Annotated in this window: 20 protein-coding genes; 19 read left to right on the forward strand and 1 reads right to left on the reverse strand. The window is 68.2% G+C overall.

All coding sequences use genetic code 11. The annotated features are described in order from the left end of the window. Positions 1–388 precede the first annotated feature (388 nt). From EV650_RS40575 to EV650_RS37315, 4 genes are all read left to right on the forward strand, one after another. Positions 389–562, forward strand: coding sequence for a hypothetical protein (locus EV650_RS40575; protein WP_166678413.1), 174 nt, complete (start codon positions 389–391; stop codon positions 560–562). 102 nt (positions 563–664) lie between these two features. Next, the gene (locus tag EV650_RS37305) at positions 665–1,867 is read left to right on the forward strand and encodes a hypothetical protein (protein ID WP_134123964.1); all 1,203 of its coding nucleotides are present in this window, start codon (positions 665–667) and stop codon (positions 1,865–1,867) included. Beyond that, positions 1,864–2,877 carry a tetratricopeptide repeat protein gene (locus tag EV650_RS37310; protein WP_238174735.1) on the forward strand — a complete coding sequence of 338 codons (1,014 nt, stop codon included), beginning with the start codon at positions 1,864–1,866 and terminating at the stop codon, positions 2,875–2,877. The genes EV650_RS37305 and EV650_RS37310 overlap by 4 nt, the downstream gene beginning before the upstream one ends. A gap of 4 nt (positions 2,878–2,881) precedes the next feature. After that, positions 2,882–3,742 (forward strand): CHAD domain-containing protein, encoded by an 861-nt coding sequence (locus EV650_RS37315; protein WP_134123965.1) that lies wholly within the window; start codon positions 2,882–2,884, stop codon positions 3,740–3,742. 25 nt (positions 3,743–3,767) lie between these two features. On the opposite strand, the gene EV650_RS37320 is transcribed toward EV650_RS37315, so the two are convergent. Then, complete coding sequence (locus EV650_RS37320) at positions 3,768–4,922, reverse strand: DUF1015 family protein (protein ID WP_134123966.1); 1,155 nt, start codon at positions 4,920–4,922, stop codon at positions 3,768–3,770. 24 nt (positions 4,923–4,946) lie between these two features. On the opposite strand from EV650_RS37320, the gene EV650_RS37325 reads away from it, so the two are divergent. From EV650_RS37325 to EV650_RS37395, 15 genes are all read left to right on the forward strand, one after another. Then, the gene (locus EV650_RS37325; RefSeq protein WP_134123967.1) at positions 4,947–6,053 is read left to right on the forward strand and encodes an HAD-IIA family hydrolase; all 1,107 of its coding nucleotides are present in this window, start codon (positions 4,947–4,949) and stop codon (positions 6,051–6,053) included. Positions 6,054–6,118: 65 nt separating this feature from the next. Further along, on the forward strand, positions 6,119–6,625 hold the full coding sequence (locus EV650_RS37330) for a phasin family protein (protein ID WP_134123968.1): 507 nt from the start codon (positions 6,119–6,121) through the stop codon (positions 6,623–6,625). Position 6,626: 1 nt separating this feature from the next. Continuing rightward, positions 6,627–7,073 carry a hypothetical protein gene (locus EV650_RS37335; protein ID WP_134123969.1) on the forward strand — a complete coding sequence of 149 codons (447 nt, stop codon included), beginning with the start codon at positions 6,627–6,629 and terminating at the stop codon, positions 7,071–7,073. A 9-nt stretch (positions 7,074–7,082) separates the two neighbouring features. Continuing rightward, positions 7,083–7,898: a TlyA family RNA methyltransferase gene (locus tag EV650_RS37340; RefSeq protein WP_134123970.1), complete on the forward strand. Its 816-nt coding sequence runs from the start codon at positions 7,083–7,085 to the stop codon at positions 7,896–7,898. Between the two features lie 12 nt (positions 7,899–7,910). Continuing rightward, the gene (locus tag EV650_RS37345; RefSeq protein WP_134123971.1) at positions 7,911–8,846 is read left to right on the forward strand and encodes an NAD kinase; all 936 of its coding nucleotides are present in this window, start codon (positions 7,911–7,913) and stop codon (positions 8,844–8,846) included. A gap of 165 nt (positions 8,847–9,011) precedes the next feature. Beyond that, complete coding sequence (gene recN, locus EV650_RS37350; protein ID WP_134123972.1) at positions 9,012–10,742, forward strand: DNA repair protein RecN; 1,731 nt, start codon at positions 9,012–9,014, stop codon at positions 10,740–10,742. A 96-nt stretch (positions 10,743–10,838) separates the two neighbouring features. Continuing rightward, positions 10,839–12,020 (forward strand): putative cytokinetic ring protein SteA, encoded by a 1,182-nt coding sequence (gene steA / locus EV650_RS37355; protein WP_134123973.1) that lies wholly within the window; start codon positions 10,839–10,841, stop codon positions 12,018–12,020. Continuing rightward, positions 12,017–12,964, forward strand: coding sequence for a copper transporter (locus EV650_RS37360; protein ID WP_134123974.1), 948 nt, complete (start codon positions 12,017–12,019; stop codon positions 12,962–12,964). The genes steA and EV650_RS37360 overlap by 4 nt, the downstream gene beginning before the upstream one ends. 1 nt (position 12,965) lies before the next feature. After that, positions 12,966–13,775 (forward strand): hypothetical protein, encoded by an 810-nt coding sequence (locus tag EV650_RS37365; RefSeq protein ID WP_134123975.1) that lies wholly within the window; start codon positions 12,966–12,968, stop codon positions 13,773–13,775. Next, positions 13,754–15,355: a murein biosynthesis integral membrane protein MurJ gene (gene murJ / locus EV650_RS37370; protein WP_238174736.1), complete on the forward strand. Its 1,602-nt coding sequence runs from the start codon at positions 13,754–13,756 to the stop codon at positions 15,353–15,355. The genes EV650_RS37365 and murJ overlap by 22 nt, the downstream gene beginning before the upstream one ends. Beyond that, positions 15,352–16,380 carry a glycosyltransferase family 4 protein gene (locus tag EV650_RS37375; protein WP_134123976.1) on the forward strand — a complete coding sequence of 343 codons (1,029 nt, stop codon included), beginning with the start codon at positions 15,352–15,354 and terminating at the stop codon, positions 16,378–16,380. Before murJ ends, EV650_RS37375 begins: the two co-directional genes overlap by 4 nt. Positions 16,381–16,401: 21 nt before the next feature. Continuing rightward, entirely contained in the window at positions 16,402–18,114 is a 1,713-nt protein-coding gene (gene pyrG / locus EV650_RS37380) for a CTP synthase (RefSeq protein ID WP_134123977.1), read from the forward strand. Continuing rightward, positions 18,111–18,761 (forward strand): NUDIX domain-containing protein, encoded by a 651-nt coding sequence (locus EV650_RS37385; protein WP_134123978.1) that lies wholly within the window; start codon positions 18,111–18,113, stop codon positions 18,759–18,761. Before pyrG ends, EV650_RS37385 begins: the two co-directional genes overlap by 4 nt. Positions 18,762–18,837: 76 nt before the next feature. Then, on the forward strand, positions 18,838–19,941 hold the full coding sequence (locus EV650_RS37390; protein WP_134123979.1) for a hypothetical protein: 1,104 nt from the start codon (positions 18,838–18,840) through the stop codon (positions 19,939–19,941). A 141-nt stretch (positions 19,942–20,082) separates the two neighbouring features. Beyond that, complete coding sequence (locus tag EV650_RS37395) at positions 20,083–23,460, forward strand: GH92 family glycosyl hydrolase (protein WP_134123980.1); 3,378 nt, start codon at positions 20,083–20,085, stop codon at positions 23,458–23,460. Position 23,461: the final 1 nt, after the last annotated feature.

A 23,461-nucleotide genomic window follows, 5' to 3' on the forward strand; every position in this document is an offset into this window, starting at 1 on the left:
CCGATGGTACTGCGACCGGGAGGTCGTGGGAGAGTAGGACGCCGCCGGACATTCACACTGTTAAGGGCCACCCCATCCGGGGTGGCCCTTAACATATGTTGCGGCCCGGGCGTCTGCCCGACGGCCGCGACCTCAGCACCGTTGCGGACGCGGTAACGTTTGTCCGATTACTGCTCTTCAGCATCGTTAGGAGTCATCGTGGCTACGCCACCTCGCAATCCCCGGTCCGGTTCTGGGGACCGCCGCGGTTCCTCCGGGGGCGCCGGCCGTTCCGGCCGTGCCGGAGGTGGACGCCCGGACTCCGGCGCAGGTCGCTCAGGTTCTGGAGCCGGCCGCTCAGGTTCAGGAGCGGGTCGCTCGAACTCAGGCGGTGGCTCCAACTACAGCGGTGGCGGCACGGGCTCTGGAGCGGGTCGCTCGAGCTCGGGTGCTGGTCGGTCGGGTTCTGGCGGTAGCCGCGGGGGTTCTGGTGGCGGTCCGCGAGGGGCTGGCGGTCCTGCCGGGTCTGGTGGCGGTCCGAACCGTCGTGGTGGGATTGCCGGCGGGCGTTCGGACGGTGTAGCCGGGCGGTCCGGCGGTGGGCCACGTTCTGGTGGCTCCTCATATCGGGATCGGGACGAGAACTCGTCCGAGAACAGGCGTGGGTACGCCGGATCTCGGAGCGATGACAAGACTCAGCGGGATCCGTTCCGTGGTCAGCTGTCCGGTGACGGCGATCGCGGTGCCGGACGCGGCGACCGGTCCGGCGGCTTCCGCCGTGACGACCGACGAGACGACCGCAAGGATGACCGACGCGACGGTCCTCGCGATGACCGGTCCGGTGGTCGCGGTGGGTACTCGCGTGATGATCGCGGTGGGCCTCGGCGGGATGACCGCAGTGGCGACAGCCGTGGTCCGGCCGGGCGAGACGACCGCGGGTCGAACCGTGGTGGCTACCGACCGGACGACCGGTCCGGCGGAGATCGCGGTGGCTATCAGCGCGATGACCGGTCGGCTGGCGACCGCGGTGGGTTCCGGCGTGATGAGCGGTCCGGCGGTGATCGCGGTGGGTTCCGGCGGGACGAGCGCGGTGGTGACTCGCGTGGCCGGGGTACTCCTCGGGCCGGCGGACCGCCGCGTGGGGAGCGTGGAGCATTCAAGCGGGACGACCGTGGTGGCGACACTCGCGGTGCGTCCGGACGAGACGACCGCGGATCGAACCGCGGTGGCTACCGCCCGGACGACCGGTCCGGCGGAGACCGTGGCGGCTACCAGCGCGACGACCGCTCCGGTGGTGACCGCGGTGGCTATCAGCGCGATGACCGGTCCGGTGGCGATCGTGGCGGGTTCCGGCGGGACGAGCGGTCGAGTGGTGACCGCAGTGGATACCAGCGGAACGAGCAGTCCGGCGGAGATCGCGGTGGGTATCAGCGCGATGACCGCTCGGGCGGAGATCGTGGCGGGTTCCGCCGTGACGAGCGGTCCGGTGGTGACCGCGGCGGACATCAGCGCGATGAGCGGCCCAGCGCAGATCGTGGCGGATACCGGCGCGATGACCGGTCGGGTGGCGATCGCGGTGGTTCCCAGCGGAATGAGCAGTCCGGCGATCGTGGTGGGTATCGGTCGGCTGAGCGGGCCGGTGGGGATCGTGGTGGGTTCCAGGGTTCGGCGCGGCGGGATGAGCGTGGCTCTCGTGGGCCGAGTGGTGACTCTCGTGGGCGTGGACCCGGTGGGGACCGCGGTGGTCGGAATTCGCGGGGGGCGGGAGGCCGGGATGATCGGCGTACCGGACCTCGGCGGGAGGACCGGGACGAGAAGGCTGCGCCTCGGCGGGACGATCCGAAGATTCCGGAAGGGATCACCGGTGCTGAGCTCGATCGCGGGGTGAAGGCCGAGCTTCGGTCGTTGCCGCGGACGTTGGCGGACCTGGTTGCGCAGCATCTGGTGGCGTCGGGCCGGTTCATCGACGACGACCCGGAGCTCGCATACCAGCATGCGCGGACCGCGCGGCGGCTGGCGTCGCGGCTTGGTGGAGTACGGGAGGCTGTGGCGATCACGGCGTACTTGGCTGAGCATTACGACGAGGCGCTGACCGAGTTCCGCGCGGTACGGCGGATGTCGGGGAACCACGAGGTCATCGCGATGATGGCTGACTGCGAGCGGGCGCTCGGACGGCCGGAGAAGGCGTTGGCGCTGACCAAGGACAAGCACGTCAGCGAGCTGTCGGAGCCGACGCAGATGGAGCTGCTGATCGTGGCGGCCGGGGCTCGGCGCGACATGGGGCAGACAGCGGCGGCGATCCAGACGCTGGATGTGCCGGAATTGACCAAGCGGACGCGGGCTGAGTGGTTGCCGCGGCTGCGGTACGCGTACGCCGATGCGCTTCAGGAAGCTGGGCGTACGGATGAGGCGCTGGTCTGGTTCCACCGGGCGGCCGGCGTTGACGGCGATGGTGTTACCGGTGCGGCTGAGCGCGCGGCTGAGCTCGAGGGCCTCGAGTTCACCGACCTCGACGATGACGACGCCGTCCTGGACGACGAGTACTTCGACGACGAGGACACGACCGACGAGTCCGACGACCAGGACGACACCGACGACGAGTCGGCCGACCAGGAAGTCGACCTCGACGGATCCGCCGACGAGGCGGATGACGCGGACGACGACAGCGTTGACGAGGTGGACGAGGACAGCGTCGACGACGCAGTAGACCAGGCCGACGAAGAAGCTGTCGACGACGACTCGGTGGACGAGGCCGGCGACGGTGTTGACGAGGTCGAGGACGTGGACGGGCTTGAGTTGGCTGAGGGGGCGGCGGACTCGAGTGGGGACGTGGACGTGAAGGGCGGGGCTGGGGACGGCGTCGTTGGCGGGGAGTTGTCCAAGGGCGTCGAGGAGTAGGGCGGTGGCTGGCGGGGGCCTGGCGCCTGAGACTCCGGTGGGCGTACTCATCGGCAGCGCCCTCACCAAGGGTGCGGCCAGGCTGCAGCGTTCTGTTGGCATGGTGGAACGAAGCGAGGACGACGCGATCCATCAGGTCCGGGTGTCGTGCCGGCGGTTGCGGAGCGATCTGAAGTTGTTCCGCAAGCTCCTGGCCGGCGACTGGGCGACAGAGCTCCGCGCCGATCTGGCCGCGCTGGCTCAGGCCTGCGGCGAGGCGCGCGATCTGGAAGTGATCGCCGCCCTCGTCCGCGAGGGCGCCACCAGTGAGGACAACGAGGAACACGTCGACACGATCCTCACCACGCTGACGTTCGGGCTGGACCGCGCGGCCTCAGGCTCCGCCGAGGTCGTGCTGGGGGAGGCGACTCAGGAACTGCTCACCACCCTGGAGTCGATCGCCGCGGCCCCGGATCTCAAGCCCAAGGCAGACAAGCCGTGCAGTGAGGTCCTGCCGGAACTCCTGCAGTCGGCCACCGCCAAGTTCACCCAGCAAGCCGACAAGCTCAAGCCCTGGAGCCCCGACGACGACTGGCACGAGGTCCGCCTGCTGGCGAAGCGAGTCCGGTACGCCGCCGACACCAGCGCCTCTGTGTTCGGTGACGAAGCAAAAGCCACCGCCGCCCAAGCAGCCACCTACCAAGAGCTCCTAGGCCAGCACCAGGACCACTGCGCCGCCGCAGACGCCCTGACTGCCATGGCAGCAGACGCGGCCGCTCAGGATGACCCGGAGCTCTCGTTCACCCTCGGCCGCCTCACAGAGCGCCACCGTGCGGCTCGCAGGCCCCTGCGCGAGCAGTTCCTCAGCCTGTACCACCGGCCCTGACTCAAGCCTGTATCACCGACCCGACTCACAGCGTCCGGAACAGCAGTCCCACTCGAGGCTTGGGTCCGAACGAAGTGGCCTTCTGCGGCAGTACGACGCCCTGCGCGGCAGACCGTAGTACCTGGTCCATGCGGGGCGCTGCGAGCTCCACAGCCACCTGCTGAGGGCCTGCCAACGCCAGTGCGTCCGCAAGCGTGTGATGGAAGCTGATGTCTTCCTGCACGACACCCCACGCCGGCAGGAGCAGCTCGTGCAGCTGCGCGACTGTCGGGGTCTCAGTAGCCGAGTGAAGCGTCAGCCAGCTCGCACCATCCGTGATGGAGATGCGGTCCGGATCGCCTTCTATCCGACCAGGCTGCATCTGCCAGCCGGGCGGCGTATGCGTCTGCACGGTCTGAAGGCTCAGACCGGGTACGACGCGGTGGATCGGGTCCAGCGTGAGTGGGTGGCGGATGTAGTCGACCAGCATCGCCAGACCGACCGCTGCGCCCGGACGGCCTGGTTCACGCCGCTGACGTTCCAGGTACGCCGCATAGCGGTGGTGGCCGTCCGCGATCACGGCCTCGTGCTTGGAGAGCTCGTCGGCGATCAGCGCCAGAGTGGTGGGGTCGTCGATCCGCCAGATCTGGTGATGTGCACCGTTGTAGGTGTCAGCCACGACCCATGGTTCGCCGGCGCGGGCGTTGTCGACGGCATCGCTGGCCGCGCCACCATCGGCGTACGCGAGCAGGATCGGCTCCAGGTCCGCGTCGGTCGCCTCCATCAGCCGGAGCCGGTCGTCGACCCAGTGCTGCATCACTTCCTCGTGCGGCAGCACCACGCGTCGTTCTGGGTCCAGCTGGAGCGAGCCGACCAGGCCGCACAGTACGGCGTTGCCCAGTTGCTGCTCGTACACGTACATCGCGGGGCGGTCGTCCTGAATCACGACACCGTCCTGCTGCCACCGGGCGAGCCGCTGCGCGGGTTCGTCGTACCGCGCCGGGCCGAGGTCCGGGTCGCGTGGAAGGATGAGCCTCACCATGTTGTGCAGATCAGAGTCAGTCAGCCGCCGGACGATGGCGGGTTCCAGCACGTCGTACGGCGGTGACGTGACCGCGCCGAGCCCGCTCACCTTGCCCGCCACGAACCGCCAGGCGCGCAGTGGGTCGAGTCTCAGCACGCTCCCCCTTGCATCCGGCATGCGCGGAATCGTACGGGGTGAAGCATGAGAGAAGCGCCCGAACCGCTCTCGGCGTGTGAGGAACCGCTCGCGAGCCGGTACGACGTAGCGCTACTGGACCTCGACGGGGTTGTGTACGTCGGCCCGGACCCGGTGCCGGACGCCCCGGAGAACCTGCGTAAAGCTGCCAAGGAAGGCATGCGGATCGGGTTCATCACGAACAACGCGAGCCGGCCGGCGGGAGTTGTTGCCGAGCACCTCGCATCGTTCGGGCTGGAGGTGATCGCCGAGGACGTGGTCACGTCCGCTCAGGCGGCGGCGAAGCTGATCGCGTCCGAGTTCCCGAAGGGGTCGCCGGTCCTCGTGGTCGGTGGCGAGGGGCTGTACGTCGCCCTGGAGGAATACGGACTGACGCCGGTCCGGAGCAGCGACGCGCACCCGGTGGCCGTCGTACAAGGCTTCCACCCGGATGTGAACTGGGTGATGCTCGCGGACGGCGCGCACGCGATCCACGAGGGCGCGAAGTGGTTCGCGACCAACCTCGACCTGACCATCCCCACCGCGGCCGGCAAGGCGCCGGGCAACGGCACGCTGGTGCAGGCCGTCCGGGCCGCGGTCGACGTGGATCCGGTCGTCGCCGGGAAGCCCGAGCCCCCGTTGCTGGAGACCAGTATCGAACGGCTGAAAGCCAAGCGCCCGTTGATGATCGGGGACCGGCTGGACTCCGACATCCAGGGTGCGAACGCGGTCGGGATCGCGAGTCTGTGGGTCGCGACCGGTGTGAACGACGCGTACGACCTGGCCCGGGCGCCGAAGAACCAGCGCCCGACGTACATCGCCGCCGGGCTCGGGGCGCTCGCCGAGAAGCAGCCTGGCGTGACCGTCGAGGGCGGCAAGCACACCTGTGCGGGCTGGACCGCCGAAGTCGTCAACAACGCCGTCGCGATCAAGGGCGAGGGCGAGCCGTACGACGGACTTCGCGCGATCCTCTCCGCGGTCTGGACCGCGATCGACGGACCGGCCGAACCGGCCGAACCGGCCAAGCCGGCGAAGGCCGCCGGCCGTAGTCGTCGCCCCCGTCCGAAGCCCGCGCCGACCGCCGATTCGATCGCGATCGACGCCGCACTGCACCGCGTCGGCCTCAACACCTAGCCTCTGTAGGTGGTATTGCGGGACTGAGGCGATACCGTTGCTGGGAACGAGGCGAGGAGACAGTCATGGTGATGGACGCAGTGCGCGGCTACGTACAACTGGCGAACGGGTTGACCGAGGTCACCAAGCAGCGGGCCCAGGCGGCGGCGAAAGCGCTGCTGCAGCAGACCGGGGCCGACGTGCTGACCACCAAGGTGAGTGACCTGGCCGACGAGATCGTTGCCACCAGCAAGAGCAACCGCCAGCTGCTGCAGGCGATCGTGGCGAACGAGGTCGAGGGTGCGGTCGCGCGGCTCGGGTTCGTCCGTGCCGAGGAGGTCGCCGCGCTCACCCGCAGGGTGAAGGCGCTGGAGACCGAGCTCGAGGAGGCGCACGACGCCGCGGCCTCGTCGTCCGTGACCGCGCCGGTCGATGACGGGTGGGGCGAGGACGTGCCGGCGAAGAAGGCCGCGGCCAAGAAGGTGGCAGCCAAGAAGGCTGCTGCGAAGAAGGCCGCGCCCGCCAAGAAGGCGGTTGCGAAGAAGGCGGCCGCGAAGAAGGTCGCGGCGAAGAAGACGGCGAAGAAGGCCTGACGTGACCGAGCATCCTGGCGAGCAGTTCCCGCCGGACGTGGACCCGGATGTCGAGCCCGGCTTCGACCCGTACCAGGCCGAGGAAACGCCCGCCCACCCGGACTACGACACCGAGCCCGGTGCCCAGGACACGGCCGAGCACGTGGACCCGGCCGCGGTCGAGTTCGGGCCGGAGTTCGCGCGCGCCCCGGGCGAGGAGCACGAGCACTCCTTCGAGGCCGAGTCCGCCCAGGATCCGGGCGAGGAAGCCGAGGACCTAGGCGAGGTAGCCGAGGAAGCTCACGACTTGGGTGAAGGTGGTCATCCGCTGGTCGAGGAGACGATGGCGCGGCTCGAGGAGTTGCGGGACCGGCCGGTGAGTGAGCACGGCGAGGTGTACGCCGACCTGCACGAGCGGCTGCAGACCGCCTTGGTCGAGGCCGACGCCGAGCAGGGCGACCGAGGCTAGCCTGTCGGGGTGGCCAAGGGAGTCAAACGATCGCGGCTCGACGCCGAGCTGGTACGACGTGGTCTGGCCCGGTCGCGTGAGCACGCGAGCGAGCTGATCGCGGCCGGCAAGGTGAAGGTGTCCGGGACCGTGGCCGGCAAGCCCGCGACCGGGGTCGGCGCCGACGCCCCGATCCTGGTCGACACGTCCGAGCACGAGGACCCCGGCTACGCGAGCCGCGGCGCGCACAAGCTGATCGGCGCCCTCGAAGCATTTCCAGGTGTCCAGGTCAAAGACCGCCGTATTCTCGACGCAGGCGCGTCCACCGGCGGCTTCACCGACGTACTGCTGCGCAACGAAGCAGCTCACGTGATCGCCGTCGATGTCGGGTATGGCCAGTTGGTGTGGGCGTTGCAGACCGACGAGCGGGTCACGGTGATGGACCGGACCAACGTCCGGACGCTGACTCTGGACGACATCGGTGCTGAACCGGTTGATCTCGTCGTCAGCGATCTCAGCTTCATCTCGCTCACGCTGGTCCTTCCGGCCCTGATCGGTGTCGTGAAGCCGGACGGCGATCTGGTGCTGATGGTGAAACCGCAGTTCGAGGTCGGCAAGGAGCGGCTCGGCAAGGGTGGCGTGGTTCGCGATCCGGAGCTTCGCGCGGACGCCGTACGCTCGGTGGCAGCGAAGGCTCATGAGCTCGGGTGGGGAATCGAAGGGGTGGCGGCCAGCCCGTTGCCTGGTCCGTCAGGAAATGTCGAATACTTCCTGTGGATACGCCGGGAAGCGCCGGTTCTCGATGAGACGATGCTGCTGGCAGCTATCGAGCGTGGACCGCAGTGAGTAGGAGGCAGTGTGGTTGAGCACGAGCCGCGGCGCGTGCTGCTGGTGACGCACACCGGCCGGGAACAGGCGGTCGAGGTCGCACGCGAGGCGCACCGGTTGCTCACCGACGCCGGGATGCTGGTCCGGCTGCTCAGCGGTGAGGCGGAGGAGCTCAAGTTCGACCCGGTCGAGGTCGTCGACGACCCGGAGAAGGCCGCGAACGACGTCGAGCTGATCATGGTGCTCGGCGGCGACGGCTCGATCCTTCGCGGCGCCGAGCTGGCCCGCCCGCACGGTACGCCGGTGCTCGGGGTGAACCTCGGTCATGTCGGGTTCCTGGCCGAGGCCGAGGTCGACGACCTGGAGCGGATCGTCCAGGTGGTGGTCGACCGCACATACACGGTCGAGGAGCGGATGACTCTGGCCGTTGATGTCCGGCTGGACGACGACCTGATCTTCGAGACCTGGGCGCTGAACGAGGCGAGCGTCGAGAAGGCCGCCCGCGAGAAGATGCTCGAGGTCCTGGTCGAGGTCGACGACCGACCGCTGTCCCGCTACGGCTGCGACGGCGTCGTGGTGGCGACGCCGACCGGCAGTACGGCGTACTCCTTCTCCGCGGGCGGACCGATCGTCTGGCCGGAGGTCGAGGCGATCCTGATGGTGCCGCTGAGCGCGCACGCGCTCTTCTCCCGGCCGATCGTGGTGGCGCCGACCTCTCGGCTGTCGATCCAGCTGGTCCCGTCCTGGCGCGGACGTGGTGTGCTGTGGTGCGACGGCCGGCGGATGGTCGAGGTGCCACCCGGCGCCGAGATCTCGGTCCGGCGGGGCATGACACCGGTCCGGCTGGCCCGGGCGCACGAGGCGCCGTTCACCGATCGGCTGGTGGCGAAGTTCGATCTCCCGGTGCTCGGCTGGCGTGGAGCCGCCGAGCGCAAACGCAACGGCAACGGACAACAGGAGACATAGTGTCCCGTCAACGATGTAGAGCGACGCTATCGGCGCCCAGGCACGCACCTCGCGGCACTTGCCCAGCGCCCACGATGCTCCGCATCGAGGCCACTGACCAAGCACCCCGATGCACGCACCTGAACACCGCTATCGTTCGCTCTACATCATTGACGGGACACTGACATGCTCTCGGAGATCCGCATCACCGGGCTGGGCGTGATCGAGGACGCGACGTTGGACCTCGACCCGGGATTCACCGCCGTCACGGGGGAGACCGGGGCCGGTAAGACGATGGTCGTGACCGGGGTGAACATGTTGCTCGGCGGCCGCGCCGATAGCGGTCTGGTGCGGCACGGGACGCGGCGGGCGCGGGTCGAGGGTCGGGCCAGCAATGTGCCGAAGTCGATCGTGCAGCAGGCCGAGGACCGCGGCGGCGAGCTCGACGACGACGAGCTGCTGATCGCGCGGGAGCTTTCGTCCGAGGGTCGTTCGCGGGCGTTTCTCGGCGGTGCGTCGGTGCCGGTGTCCGTGCTGGGCGAGGTGTCCGGCGATCTGGTTGCGATTCACGGGCAGGCCGATCAGTGGCGGTTGCTCCAGCCGGCGCGGCAGCGCGAAACCCTGGATACCTTTGCAGGCAAGGCGGTTCTCGTCCCGCTGCAGGAGTACGCCGCCGCCTACAAACGGCACCGTGAGGTCGAGGCCGAGCTGATCGAGCTGACCACCCGCGAGCGTGATCGGCTGGCCGAGGCCGACCTGCTGCGGTTCGGATTGAACGAGGTCGCCAAGGCCGAGCCGCTGTCCGGCGAGGACACCGAGCTCGCCGCCGAGGAGGAGCGGCTCGCGTACGCCGACGGTTTGCGTACGGCGGCGACGACCGCGGGCGACGCACTCGCCTCCGAGGACCTCGACTCCACCCGGCCCAACGACGTACTCGGATTGCTCGCGCTGACCAAGCAGATGCTGGACGGCGAACGCGAGCACGACCCCAAGCTCGCCGAGCTGGCGGACCGGGCGGGCGAACTCGGCTATCTCGCCGCCGATCTCGCCGGTGAGTTGTCGTCGTACGCCGCTGATGTCGACACCGATCCGGCCCGGCTGGCCGTGGTGAGCGAGCGGCGTTCGCTGCTCACCAATCTGATCCGCAAGTACGGCGCCGAGCAGGGCACCGTAGATGAGGTCCTCGATTGGACGAAGCGTTCGACGGCGCGGCTGGCCGAACTCGACGGCAGCGACGAGCGGGTCGAGCAGTTGACGGCAGAAGTGGCGGAGCTGGATGCGAAGCTCGCCGACCTCGGCCAACAGATGAGGGAAGCCCGGATCGAAGCGGCCGAACGGCTAGGCGTGCTGGTGTCCGAGGAGCTGTCCGGGCTGGCGATGCCGCACGCGACGCTGTCGGTCGAGGTGCACGAGACCACGGCCGGTCCGTTCGGGATCGACGAGGTCGAGTTCTGCTTCGCGGCGAACCCGGGCAGCCCGTCGCGCCCGCTGCAGAAGGCCGCGTCCGGCGGTGAGTTGTCGCGCGTGATGCTCGCCCTCGAGGTGATCCTGTCCGACACGCATCCCGTGCCGACATTGGTGTTCGACGAGATCGACGCCGGGATCGGCGGGCGCGCCGCGGTCGAGGTCGGCAAGCGGCTGGCCCGGCTGGCCGAGAAGACCCAGGTGATCGTGGTCACCCACCTGCCGCAGGTCGCGGCGTTCGCGGACCGTCACGCCGTGGTGCTGAAGAGCGACGACGGTTCGGTCACCACCAGTGGATTGGTGGCCCTCGACGATGACGCCCGGTTGAAGGAACTGTCCCGGATGATGGCCGGCCTGGAGAACTCCGATGCCGCGCAGGCGCACGCCGAGGAATTGCTCGCACTGGCGGCCGAGCGGCACAAACCGCGGAAAAAGGCTCGTTCCAAAGGATGAAAACACGCATTGTAACGGTAATTTCATTGCGTGAACGAGGGCCTGCCGGGTAAATGAGCAGGGAAGGGGCTCTTGACATGGCAGGATGAGAGGGCGATGAAACTGCCCAGCCTGCGGAGAGCGCGACCCACTGAACTGCCCGGCGTCACCGGAGTGGTCCGGCTGGATCGCCGTACCAAGAATCTGACCAAACGCCTCAAGGCCGGCGAGATCGCGGTCATCGACCATGTCGATCTGGACCGGGTCAGCGCCGAGGCCCTGGTCGACTGCAAGGTCGCCGGCGTGGTGAACGTGGCCGACTCGATCAGCGGCCGGTACCCGAACCTCGGCCCGGAGATCCTGGTCGAGGCCGGCATCCCGCTGGTCGACGGTGTCGGCCGTGAGGTGTTCTCGATCCTGCACGAGGGCGAGCAGGTCCGGCTCGACGACGGCACGCTGTACCGCGGCACGGAGGCGGTCGCGAAGGGCATCGCCCAGGACAGCAAGACGGTCGCCGAGCAGATGGATGATGCCCGGGCCGGGCTGTCCACGCAGCTCGAGGCGTTCACCGCGAACACGCTGGAGTACCTGCGCCGCGAGAAGGACCTCTTGCTCGACGGCGTCGGCGTACCCGAGATCCACACGCCGATGGACGGCAAGCACGTCCTGATCGTGGTCCGCGGGTACGACTACCGCGACGACCTGGTCGCGTTGAGGTCGTACATCCGCGAGTACCGGCCGGTGCTGATCGGTGTCGACGGCGGCGCGGACGCCCTGGTCGAGAACGGGTACGTCCCGGACCTGATCGTCGGCGACATGGACTCGGTCAAGGACGAGACGCTGAAGAGCGGCGCCGAGGTGGTCGTGCACGCGTACCGCGACGGTCGCGCGCCCGGGGCCGAGCGGCTGGAGCGGCTCGGTATCGAGTCGATCGAGTTCCCGGCCACCGGCACCAGCGAGGACGTCGCGATGCTGCTGGCCGATTCCAAGGGCGCCTCGCTGATCGTCGCGGTCGGCACCCACAACTCGCTGGTGGAGTTCCTGGACAAGGGCCGCTCCGGGATGGCGAGCACATTCATCACCCGACTGCGGGTCGGTGCGAAGCTGGTGGACGCCAAGGGCGTCGGCCGGCTGTACCGCAGCCGGGTGTCCACTCTCCAGGTCGTCGCGCTCGCCGTGGCCGGCCTGTTCGCACTCGGCATGGCGCTGGTCGCGATCGGCGCCGACGACGTGCTCTGGTCGATCCTGCGGGCGCGCTGGAGCGACTTCGTCTATTGGATCCGGGAGCTGTTCACGTGATCGACTTTCGCTACCACATCGTCTCTATCGTGGCGATCTTCTTCGCTCTGGGCGCCGGTGTGGTGCTGGGCGCAGGCCCATTGAAGGGCACCGCCAGCGAAGTCGTGGCGAGCCAGGCCGAGAAGGACCGCCAGCAGCTGTCCGACGCGCGGGACGAGCTGACCCAGCTGAAGGCCCTGGACAAGTACCGCGACGACTACGTCGCGAAGGTCACCGCGGGCCTGACCAACGGCAAGCTGGCGAACAAGAAGATCGCGATCGTGACGATGCCGAGCGCCGACAGCGACCTGAGCGACGGCGTCCAGGCCGAGCTGGAGAAGGCCGGCGGCGTGGTGACCACCAAGGTGGCGCTGGACGCGAAGCTGTTCGACACCGGTCAGCGTCAGCTGGTCGAGTCGCTGGTCCAGCAACTCGTGACCGCGGACATCGACGTTCCCAAGGACAGTACGACGTACCAGCGGGCCGGGCTGCTGCTGGCCCGCGGGATCGCGGCGAAGGAAGAAGGGAAGATCGGCGATGCGGACTCGACCCGGATCGTCAGCGGGCTGACCGGCGCGAAGCTGCTGTCGCTGAAGCCGTCGCAGGTCAAGGACCGGGCCAGCCTGATCGTGGTGATCGCCGCGAAGCCGCCGACGACGCCGCCGGACAATGCGACGTTCAACGACGCGCTGGACTTCATCAAGGGTCTGGACACCGGCAGCGGCGGCGTCGTGGTCGCGGGTACGCCGGACAGCGCGGCCGACGGTGGATTGATCAAGGCCTTGCGGAGTGACTCCGAGGCCACCAAGATCGTTTCCTCGGTGGACGTGGCCGATCTCCCCGCCGGCCAGATGACGGTTGTCTTCGCGCTGGTCGAGCAGGCCGGCGGCAAGGCGGGGCAGTACGGCGCGATCAACGCGAAGAACGGCGTCGCGCCGTCGGCCGTACAAATTAAGGACAACTGACGTGGGAATTCTGAGCGCTGCCGTCGCGGCGGCTGCCACCGCCGGCCTCGAGCGGGCGGCGGAGAAGCTGCCGAAGGAGAACCGGGAGCCGTTCGAGCGGACCAATCACCGTGGTGAGCCGGTGACGCTGCTCGAGGGTCCGGTCGCGGTGCTCGGTGCGCTGGTCGGTGTCGCGGCCTCGCGCGGCAACGGCAAGGTGAAGGCGGCCGCGCTGGTTGCCGGAGCGGTGTCGGGTGCGGTCGGCGCGTACGACGATCTGCGCGGGACCACGCAGGCCAAGGGATTCCGTGGCCACCTCAGCGCGTTGAAGCGCGGCGAGGTGACGAGCGGTGCGGTCAAGATCCTCGGCGTCGGGGCGGCCGGTCTCGCGGCCGCCGCACTGTTGCCGCGCAAGTCCCGTGGCGTGAAGGCCGTTGCCGGAGTAGTTGCCGACGGCGCCTTGATCGCCGGTACGGCGAACCTCACCAACCTCCTCGACCTGCGGCCGGGACGCGCGCTCAAGGCCGTTGCCGCGCTGAACGCACCGCTGGCCGCCGTCAACGGGCCGGCCGGCGCGGTCGTCGGCGCTGCCGCGGCCTCCGCACCGTCCGACCTCGGTGAGCGTTCGATGCTCGGCGACTGCGGCGCGAACGGCCTCGGCGCCATCACCGGTACGGCGCTGGCCGCGTCCCTGCCGCGCCCGCTCAAGACGCTCGTCCTCGCGGCCGTCGTCGGCCTGAACCTGGCCAGCGAGAAGGTCAGCTTCACCAAGGTCATCGCCGACACCCCGATCCTCGACAAGATCGACCAGTGGGGCCGACGACCCAGGTGAGTACGGGCGGTCGTGTCGCCCGCGCCGCGCTGCTTGTTGCGGCAGTTACCGTGCTGGCACGGCTGGTCGGGTTCGCCCGCTGGCTGGTGTTCTCGAAGACTGTCGGAGCCGGGTGCTTGGCTGAGGCCTACACGACGGCCAATCAGCTGCCCAACATCCTCTTCGAAGTTGTAGCTGGTGGGGCGTTGGCTGGTGCCGTGATCCCGGTGCTCGCCGGGCCGGTCGCGCGCGGGGACCGGGCTGCGCAGGGCCGGATCATCGGCGCGCTGCTCTCGTGGTCGTTCGTGTTGCTGGCGCCGATCGCCTTGCTGGCTTGGGTTCTGGCTGGTCGCTACACCGACGCGATGCTCGACCCCGGCGCCGACTGCGGCGGTACGACGGCGACCGCGACGCGGATGCTCGCGATCTTCGTTCCACAGGTGTTCGGGTACGCCGTCGCGGTGGTCGCGACCGCGGTTCTCCAATCCCACAAGCGTTTCGCGCCCGGTGCGTGGGCACCGCTGATCTCGAGTCTCGTAGTCGTTGCCACCTACCTGGTGTTCGCGGCTACCGCTCCCGATGCCGACGCGGCCTCCCGTGGCGCCACCAACCTGCTCGCCTGGGGCACGACCGCCGGCGTGCTCGCCCTGGCCCTGACCGTCCTGGTCCCGATGCTGTTCCTGCGGCTGCCGATCAAACCCACGCTGAGGCTGGACCCGGGCGTCGGTCCGATCCTCCGGAAGCTGGCGTTCGCCGGTTTGGCGGTGCTGGTCGCGCAGCAACTCACATTCGTCGTCACCACCTACCTGGCCAACCACCGTGGCGTTGCGGGCAGCATTGCGGTCTACACCTGGGCCAACGCCGTCTACCTGCTGCCATACGCAGTACTGGCGGTGCCGATCACGACTGCGGTCTTCCCGCGTCTCGCTGCAGCTTTCGACGCAGGGGAGGGCTTCGACCGGTACGCCGCCGCGTCCACGCGGGCGGTGATGCTGGCCGGAGGTGCTGGAGCCGCCCTGCTGGTCGGTACGGCGGTCCCGGTCGCCAGGATCTTCGCGTACAACGACGGCGCGGTGCAGGAGACTCAGGCGACCTCACTGGCCAACGGTTTGATCGCGTTCGCTCCAGCGGCCATCGGGTTCGCAGTACTCATGCATGTCGGTCGGGTGCTCTACGCGCGGCACTGCGGTCGTGAGGTGGCCGTGGTGACGTCGGCGGCCTGGATCCTCGTCGCACTCGCCGGTGTGGTCCTGACGGCGCACTGGGACGCCGTACCGGCGCTGGCGGCCGCGATGTCGGTCGGCATGGTCGTTGGCGCGGTGGTGCTGCTCGGCGTACTGCGTCGTGAGGCAGGGCCAGGTGTACTCGCGGGATCCGGCCGTGCGACCCTTGCGGCATTGGCCGGCGCCGTACTGGCCGGCGCAGCGGGCTGGGCGGTCGCCCTGCCGGCCGGCAACGGCGGTGTGGGCAAAGCACTCGTGTTCGCGGTCCTCTCCGGCCTGGCCGTCGTCATCGTGTACGCCGGAATCGCCGTGGCCCTCGACCGGACCGACACCCGTGCTCTACTACGACGCGGATCTGCAGAGGAGACGACGCAATGAGGATCGGGCTGCTGCTCGCGGAGTCGCGAGGCGGCATCGGGCAGCATGTTGCCTCGTTGGTGCCGCGGTTCGTCAGTGCGGGACACGAGGTGGTGGTCTGCGCCCCTCCGGGCACGGCCGAGCACTTCGAGTTCGGTCCGGCGACCGTCGTCACGCAGGCCGCCGGGCTGCGGGGCTCCGACGTGATCCACGCACACGGCTACCGCGCCGGCATGACCGCGCTGCGCGACCGGTCGCGACTGCGCCCACTGATCGTCACCTGGCACAACGCAGTGATCGCGCCCGGGCCACGTGGCCTGATGATGCGGATGGGGCAGCGGCTGGTTGCTAGGGGCGCCGATCTGACTCTGGGGGCCTCCAGCGACTTGGTGGAGCTGGCGAAGAGCCTTGGTGCTCGTAACGCCCAGTTGGCCCCGGTGGCGGCTCCTGCGATGCCCCGGATCCGCACACCGCGCGCAGACGTCCGTGCCGCCCTCGGTCTGAGCGAACAGCAGCCCATGGTCCTCACCGTGGGCCGGCTGGCTCCGCAGAAGGACTACCCGACCCTGCTGTCGGTCGCCACGCGGGTTCACGAGTCCACTCCGCACGCGGTGTTCGTGGTCGTCGGTGACGGGCCGTTGCGCGACAACCTGCAGGCGCGGATCGACGCTGAGCAGTTGCCGGTCCGGCTGCTGGGTCACCGCAACGACGTGGCTGACCTGCTCGGCGCGGCCGATGTGTTCTTGCTCACGTCGCACTGGGAGGCGCGTGCTCTGGTGCTGCAGGAGGCCATGCAGGTCGGCGTACCGGTGGTGGCGACTGCGGTCGGCGGCGTACCCGAGCTGGTCGGGGACAGCGCCGTACTGGCGTTTCCCGGGGACGCGGACGGGTTGGCCGACGGTGTCCGGGCGGTACTCGCGGAGCCGGAGACGGCGAACGCTATGCGGACACGGGGCCTGGAGTTGTCCGCCCGGTGGATGGACGAAGACGCGGTGGCAAAGAATCTGCTCGACATCTACGCGGGTCTCGTCGCGACCGATGCTTGACAAGAGGTAGGCTGAAGGCCCGTGGACAGGGCTTTGAATTCCCAGCAGACCAAGCACGTATTCGTCACCGGTGGCGTGGCCTCCAGTCTCGGTAAGGGACTGACAGCTTCCAGCCTCGGCAGTCTGCTGACCGCACGGGGTATCCGCGTGACTATGCAGAAGCTGGATCCGTACCTCAACGTGGATCCCGGCACCATGAACCCGTTCCAGCACGGCGAGGTGTTCGTCACCAACGACGGCGCCGAGACCGACCTGGACATCGGGCACTACGAGCGCTTCCTCGACCGGGACCTCTCCCAGGTCGCGAACGTGACCACCGGGCAGGTCTACTCGTCGGTGATCGCCAAGGAACGCCGCGGTGAGTACCTGGGCGACACCGTCCAGGTGATCCCGCACATCACCAACGAGATCAAGGAACGGATGCTGGCGATGGCCGGCCCGGACGTCGACGTCGTACTGCACGAGATCGGCGGCACCGTCGGCGACATCGAGTCGCTGCCGTTCCTGGAGGCCGCGCGACAGGTCCGGCACGACGTCGGCCGCGACAACGTGTTCTTCCTGCACATCTCGCTGGTGCCGTACATGGCGCCCAGCGGTGAGCTCAAGACCAAGCCGACGCAGCACTCGGTCGCCGCGCTGCGCTCGATCGGTATCCAGCCGGACGCGATCGTCTGCCGGGCGGACCGGCCGATCCCGGACAACGTGAAGCGCAAGATCTCGCTGATGTGCGACGTCGACGTCGAGGCCGTGGTGGCCGCGGTGGACGCGCCTTCGATCTACGACATCCCGAAGGTCGTGCACGCCGAGGGTCTGGACGCGTACGTCGTTCGCCGGCTGAACCTGCAGTTCCGCGACGTCGACTGGACCCGCTGGGACGAGTTGCTGCGGGTCGTGCACCACCCGAAGGACGAGGTCACGGTCGCGCTGGTCGGCAAGTACATCGATCTGCCCGACGCGTACCTGTCGGTCGCCGAGGCGCTGCGCGCGGGCGGGTTCGACAACGACGCCCGGGTGAACCTGCGCTGGATCGCCTCGGACGAGTGCGCGACGCCTGAGGCTGCGGCCCGGCTGCTGGGTGACGTCGACGCGATCTGCATCCCGGGCGGCTTCGGCGTACGCGGGATCGAGGGCAAGATCGGCGCGATCCGGTACGCCCGCGAGCAGGGCATCCCGATCCTCGGGCTGTGCCTCGGCCTGCAGTGCATGGTGATCGAGGTCGCGCGTGACCTGGCCGGTCTGGTGGACGCGAACTCCAGCGAGTTCGACCCGGACGCCGAGCAGCCGGTGATCGCGACGATGGAGGAGCAGAAGGACATCGTCTCCGGCTCCGGCGACCTCGGCGGCACGATGCGGCTCGGTCTCTACCCGGCGAACCTGGCCGACGGCTCGATCGTCCGCGGCCTGTACGGCGCTCCGTCGGTGCAGGAGCGGCACCGGCACCGCTACGAGGTCAACAACGCGTACCGGGACAAGCTGGAGACTGCCGGGCTGGTGTTCAGCGGACTGTCGCCGGACAACGAGCTGGTCGAGTTCATCGAGCTGGACCGTTCGCAGCACCCGTACTTTGTGGCTACGCAGGCGCACCCGGAGTTGCGGTCGCGGCCGACCAAGCCGCACCCGCTGTTCTCCGGCCTGGTCGCGGCCGCCCTGGACCGCCAGCGCGAGTCGCGGCTGCCGGTCGAGGAGGAGCCGAAGCCGGTGGCTGCCAAGAAGACTCCGGTCAAGACCCGATGACGGATCATCCCGAGCTGCGGTTCGGTGCCGGGCTGGCGGACCAGCCCGAGCACTGGCCGGTCTCGTCGTCCGAGGTGGTGCACCAGACCGGCCGGGTGATCTCGGTACGCCGGGACACCATCGACCCGCCCGTCGGGGAGTCGTTCGTGCGGGATGTCGTCGTACATCCCGGCGCCGTCGGCGTGGTCGCGCTCGACGAGAACAACCGGATGCTGCTGGTGCGTCAGTACCGGCACCCGGTCGGGTTCAAGCTGCTCGAGCCGCCGGCCGGGCTGCTCGACGTCCAGGGGGAGCAGTACCGCCTCGGCGCCGAGCGCGAACTGTGGGAGGAGACCGCGACCAAGGCCGCCGACTGGCGGATCCTGGTCGACGCCTTCACCTCGCCCGGACTGACCAACGAGGCGGTCCGGATCTTCCTGGCCCGCGACCTGTCACCAGCCGACGAGTCCTTCGAACGCCTCCACGAGGAGGCCGACATGGAAACCGTCTGGGCCCCACTGATCGACGTGGTCGGCGCAGCCCTGGCCGGCCACCTCCAGAACCCCATCCTGATCATGGGCGCCCTAGCCACCTGGACCGCCCTCAACGGCCCCGGCTTCGACACCCTCCGCCCAGCCGACTCCCCCTGGCCGGCCAAAGACCTCTGAGTCGCGTTACCGCTCCATAACTGTCGGTGGCGGCAGATTGAGTATCTCCATCGCTAGTGTGCTGTGGAGGTCTACCTTGTCGTTGCATTACGCGTTCGAGCTGATCACCTGGATGATCCTGCTGCCTGCTTCTCTTCGAGCCTTCGTGATTGGTTTTGCGAACCCACTCGTCAATCGAGCTCAGGTTGCTCGCATCCAGGATGGGCAGGGCTGGCAGCACCGACTCGCGCTGGCGGGGGCTGGCGTGCTTATCGGCGGAGTCTTTCTTGGTTTCTATGTTTCCGGCGTACTGATGATGACTGTGGGGGACGTGGCGACCGGGGCTGGGCTGACGATGTCTGCAACAGTCACCTACGGTCCCTTGGCCTACCTCTGCCTCAAGGACGTCATAGTCGCGCATCGCGGTGCGACGGACAGTTGGGCGTTCGGCTCCGAGCTTCGCGACGAGGATGTCATTGTCGGCGCGCGGGAAGTTGCGGTGAGGCGCCGCTGGCGCTGGTACGCCGTGACAATCGGCCTGGAGTCCGCGATCGCGGGCGCAGTGTATTTCGCGACCGCTGGTCGCGCAGCCACCAACTTGCAGATCGCTGCTGCAATCGTCGTTCTGGGGATGGCGACAGCGCTCCTCGTGCTGCGAATCGTTGACATGGCGTACCCGGTCGCGGAGTTCTTGGAGAGGATCGGCCAGGCGATTCGGTCGGCACAAGTCAGTCAGTCCGGCGTGCGCATTTCCAACACCTTGGTCGAGCACCAGGCGCGCGGTCGAGGCACTGGGGCCGAGATGTTGGAGGCTTCCCTGCCAGCTCTGCATCGTGCTGTGCAGTCGCTCTTGAGGCGCCACCCAGCCTGGCAGGAAGACAGCGTGCACGCACTGGTCGCTCCGGTGTTCGCCGACCTGCAGCGGGTGGCGGCGAGCGGATCAGCGGTCCTGCCTGGAACGGAGACTCGACTGGCGATCCGGCTGGCCTTGTTGGCCGAGATTCCGGGTGTGAGGTCGAACGGCCTCCAGATCCGGGCGTTGACTGATCATCGAGGCTGGAGCCAGGCGCCCAGCCTGCTCCCAGGACGGATCGACAGGTGGCTGCCGGCTCACATCGCGGGGTTGGCGAAGTTCGCCGTCACGGCCGGTGCGTTCGCCACGGTGGTGCTCGGCCTGGTCAAGGGTCTGGGCGAACTCTGAGATGTGCCTCGGCGGTTGCGGAACTACGCGGAGCCCTTGACCGGGTGCGGTGGGTGCGGGTATTTGTTGCTGACAACGATGTCACCGCACCTTGAAGCCACCGCCCTTGAGTCACCGCCCCCTTGAAGGTTGGTTCCGCCCATGCGTCGTTCCGCCCTGTTTCGCCCTGCGCGCTTGTTGATCGCCGGTGCTCTGATCGCAGCAGTCGCTCCGGCGGCTCACGCCGTACCCACGCCGTCGCCTGGGGGAGGTGCGGTCGCTCAGCCGACGACCGCTACGCCAGCTGATCCGGCTGTTGCTGGGCTGCGGGGGCCTGAGGCGGTCGGGAGTACTCGGATCACCAGTAGTTCTTCGGATCCGAGTGAGCAGGTGGATCCGTTGGTTGGGACGTCCAATGCCGGCAACGTGTTTCCGGGGGCGGTGTTGCCGTTCGGGATGTTCTCGTTCAGCCCGGAGACGAGTCGGGGGAACGCGTACCGGACCGCTGCGCCCGGCGGGTATCTGTACGACGCGACCAAGATCCGCGGGTTCAGCCTGACGCACATGAGTGGGACCGGGTGTGCCGGCGGTTCGGGCGATATCCCGATCTTCCCGCTCGCTGGTGACGTCACGAGCTCGCCGCAGAGTGATGCGAAGGACGAGGTCTACGCGTCGACGTTCAGCCACGCTCAGGAGGTCGCGAAACCCGGGTACTACAAGGTCGGGCTCGACTCCGGCGTGACGGCTGAGTTGGCCGCGACGACGCGGACCGGGTCGGCGGCGTTCACGTTCCCGGCCGACAAGGCCAAGACGCTGATGTTCCGTACGTCGAACTCCGAGGTCGGATCGAGCGACGCCACCGTCAGCATCGACCCGGCGCACCGCACTGTGAGTGGCTCGGTGACGAGCGGGAACTTCTGCGGCTACCTGGCCAGCGTCGGGCAGCGCAGCTACTACACGCTGCATTTCGTCGCCGAGTTCGACCAGCCATTCAAGAACCAGGGCACCTGGACCGACACCACGGTCACGCCGGGAAGCACTCAGGCGAGCGGCGGTACGACGTACGGCACCGACGGCTGGATGCCGCCGAACAAGGGCTCCGGTGGGTACGTCGGTTTCGCCCATGACAAATCGGACAAGGTGACGATGCGGATCGGCATCTCCTACGTCAGCACCGCCAACGCGTTGGCGAACCTGCATGCCGAGAACCCACGCGGTACGTCGGTCGCCGTGACGGCCGCGAAAGCCAAGCAGGCGTGGCGACAGCAGCTCAACCGGATCGAGGTGACCGGCGGTACGACGGATCAGCGCACCACGTTCTACACCGCGCTGTACCACGCATCGCTGCACCCGAACGTGTTCAGCGACGTCAACCGGCAGTACTGGGGTTTCGACCAGAAGCCGCACAACCTGTCCCGTGGACAACAGGCGCAGTACGCGACCTTCTCTGGTTGGGATGTGTACCGGTCGCAACTGCAACTAGTTACATTGCTCCAGCCGGACCGCGCCGGAGACATCGCGCAGTCGTTGCTCAACCAGGCCACGCAGAACGGCGGCATCTGGGACCGCTGGACTCATGCGTCCGGCAGTACGTCGGTGATGACAGGTGACCCGTCCGCGCCGGCAGTGGCGGGCATCTACGCGTTCGGTGGCACCAACTTCGACGCTCACGGCGCACTGCGCTCACTGGTGAAGGCAGCGACCGTACCGACCGCGAAGGACCTTAGCTCGGCCGGCAAGCCGGTCATGTCGATCGGACAGCGGCCGTCGCTGGACAAGTACCTGGCTCTGCACTACATCCCGACCAAGTCCAACTCCTGGGGCGGTGCGGTCGAGACACTCGAGGACGTCACCGATGACTTTGCTCTTGCTCAGTTGGCGCAGCGGACCGGCGACAAGTCGACGTACCAGAAGTTCCTCACCAGGTCGCAGTACTGGCAGAACGTGTTCAACCCGGACAACGGCGGCTACGTCCAGAACCGGGACGACAACGGTGCCTGGCCCGCGTTCACTCCGTCGACCGGCGACGGGTTCGCAGAAGGCAGTAGTGCGCAGTACACCTGGATGATTCCGCACAACCGGGCCGGTCTGGTCGACGCGATGGGCGGAGTGGACGCGACGAACCAGCGACTGGACGCGTTCTTCAAGAACCCGGACGGGACGTGGGCGCTGACCGGTGCGGGTGAGCTGCACGCCGAGATGGACAACGAGCCGTCCATCAACACGCCGTGGATCTACAACTACACGGGCCGGCCGTACCAGACGCAGGAGACGTTGCGGCAGGCAATGAACCAGCTGTGGAACACCACCACTGGTGGGATTCCGGGGAACGACGACCTCGGTGCGATGTCGTCCTGGTACGTGTGGACCGCGCTCGGCCTGTACCCGGACGTGCCGAGCCGGGCCGAGCTGCAGGTCGCCGCGCCGCTGTTCTCGCGGGCGGTGATCCACCGGGACGGCAAGACCATTCGGATCAACGCTCCGGGCGCGGATGCGCCGTACATCCAGTCGTTGAAGGTCAACGGGAAGTCGTCGACCAAGCCGTGGCTGCCGGAGTCGTTCGTCCAGCACGGCGGGACGCTGGACTTCAAGCTCGGTACGACGCCCAACATCTCGTGGGGGTCGGCAGTTAGCGACGCACCGCCGTCGTGGCGGACCGGTGAGATCCCGTTCCAGACCTCCACTGACACGAGCCGGGTCGTCGTTGCGCCAGGCACCACCAGTGCACCGATCGCTGTGCAGGCGCACCGCCTCAGCGGGACTGCACAGGACGTCACCTACACGATCAACGCACCCGCTGGCCTCATTGCGGCACCTACTACTGGCACGTTCCACGTGGACAAGGTCGGCAGCGCTTCAGTGACGATCACTGCGGCGGCTGGTACGCCGGATGGCCGCTACCCGGTCACGGTGTCGATGAAGGCAGCTGACGGTACTGCGCTACCGCAGGTCGGTTTCACTGTGGTCGTCGGCCAGCCGAACTCGTTCTTCGTACTACGCGAAGGCGTCGGCATCTCTGACGACAACACTGACCACACCGAAGCGGACTACGACGGCGGTGGCGTCAGCTACTCACGCCAGGCGCTAGCGGCAGCTGGGCTCACCCCTGGCGGCACAGCCACCGTTCAGGGACTCACCTTCACCTGGCCCGACGTACTTGTAGGCGACCCCGACAACGTGCCGGCTGATGGTCAGCTGCTCAACCTGAACCTGCCAGCCGGTACGACGAAGCTGTCCTTCATCGGCAGCGCAGTCAACGGCAACCAGGAGACGACGGCCACTCTCAACTACGCCGATGGGACCACGTCCCCGATCGACCTGTCGTTCAGCGACTGGACCCTCGGTGGTGGCGGCGACACGCTGCACTACGGCAACGTGATCGTTGCCACCACGCCGTACCGCAACGAATCCGGCGGCGGGAAGGACAACGTCACCACGCACATGTTCTCCACCGCGCCTGTGACCTTGACCCAGACCCCGGTGAGTATCACGCTGCCCAAGAACCGCGATCTACGGCTCTTCACCGTGGCAGCGGGCTGAA

It is taken from the genome of Kribbella kalugense, from assembly GCF_004365875.1.
GTDB lineage: Bacteria > Actinomycetota > Actinomycetes > Propionibacteriales > Kribbellaceae > Kribbella > Kribbella kalugense.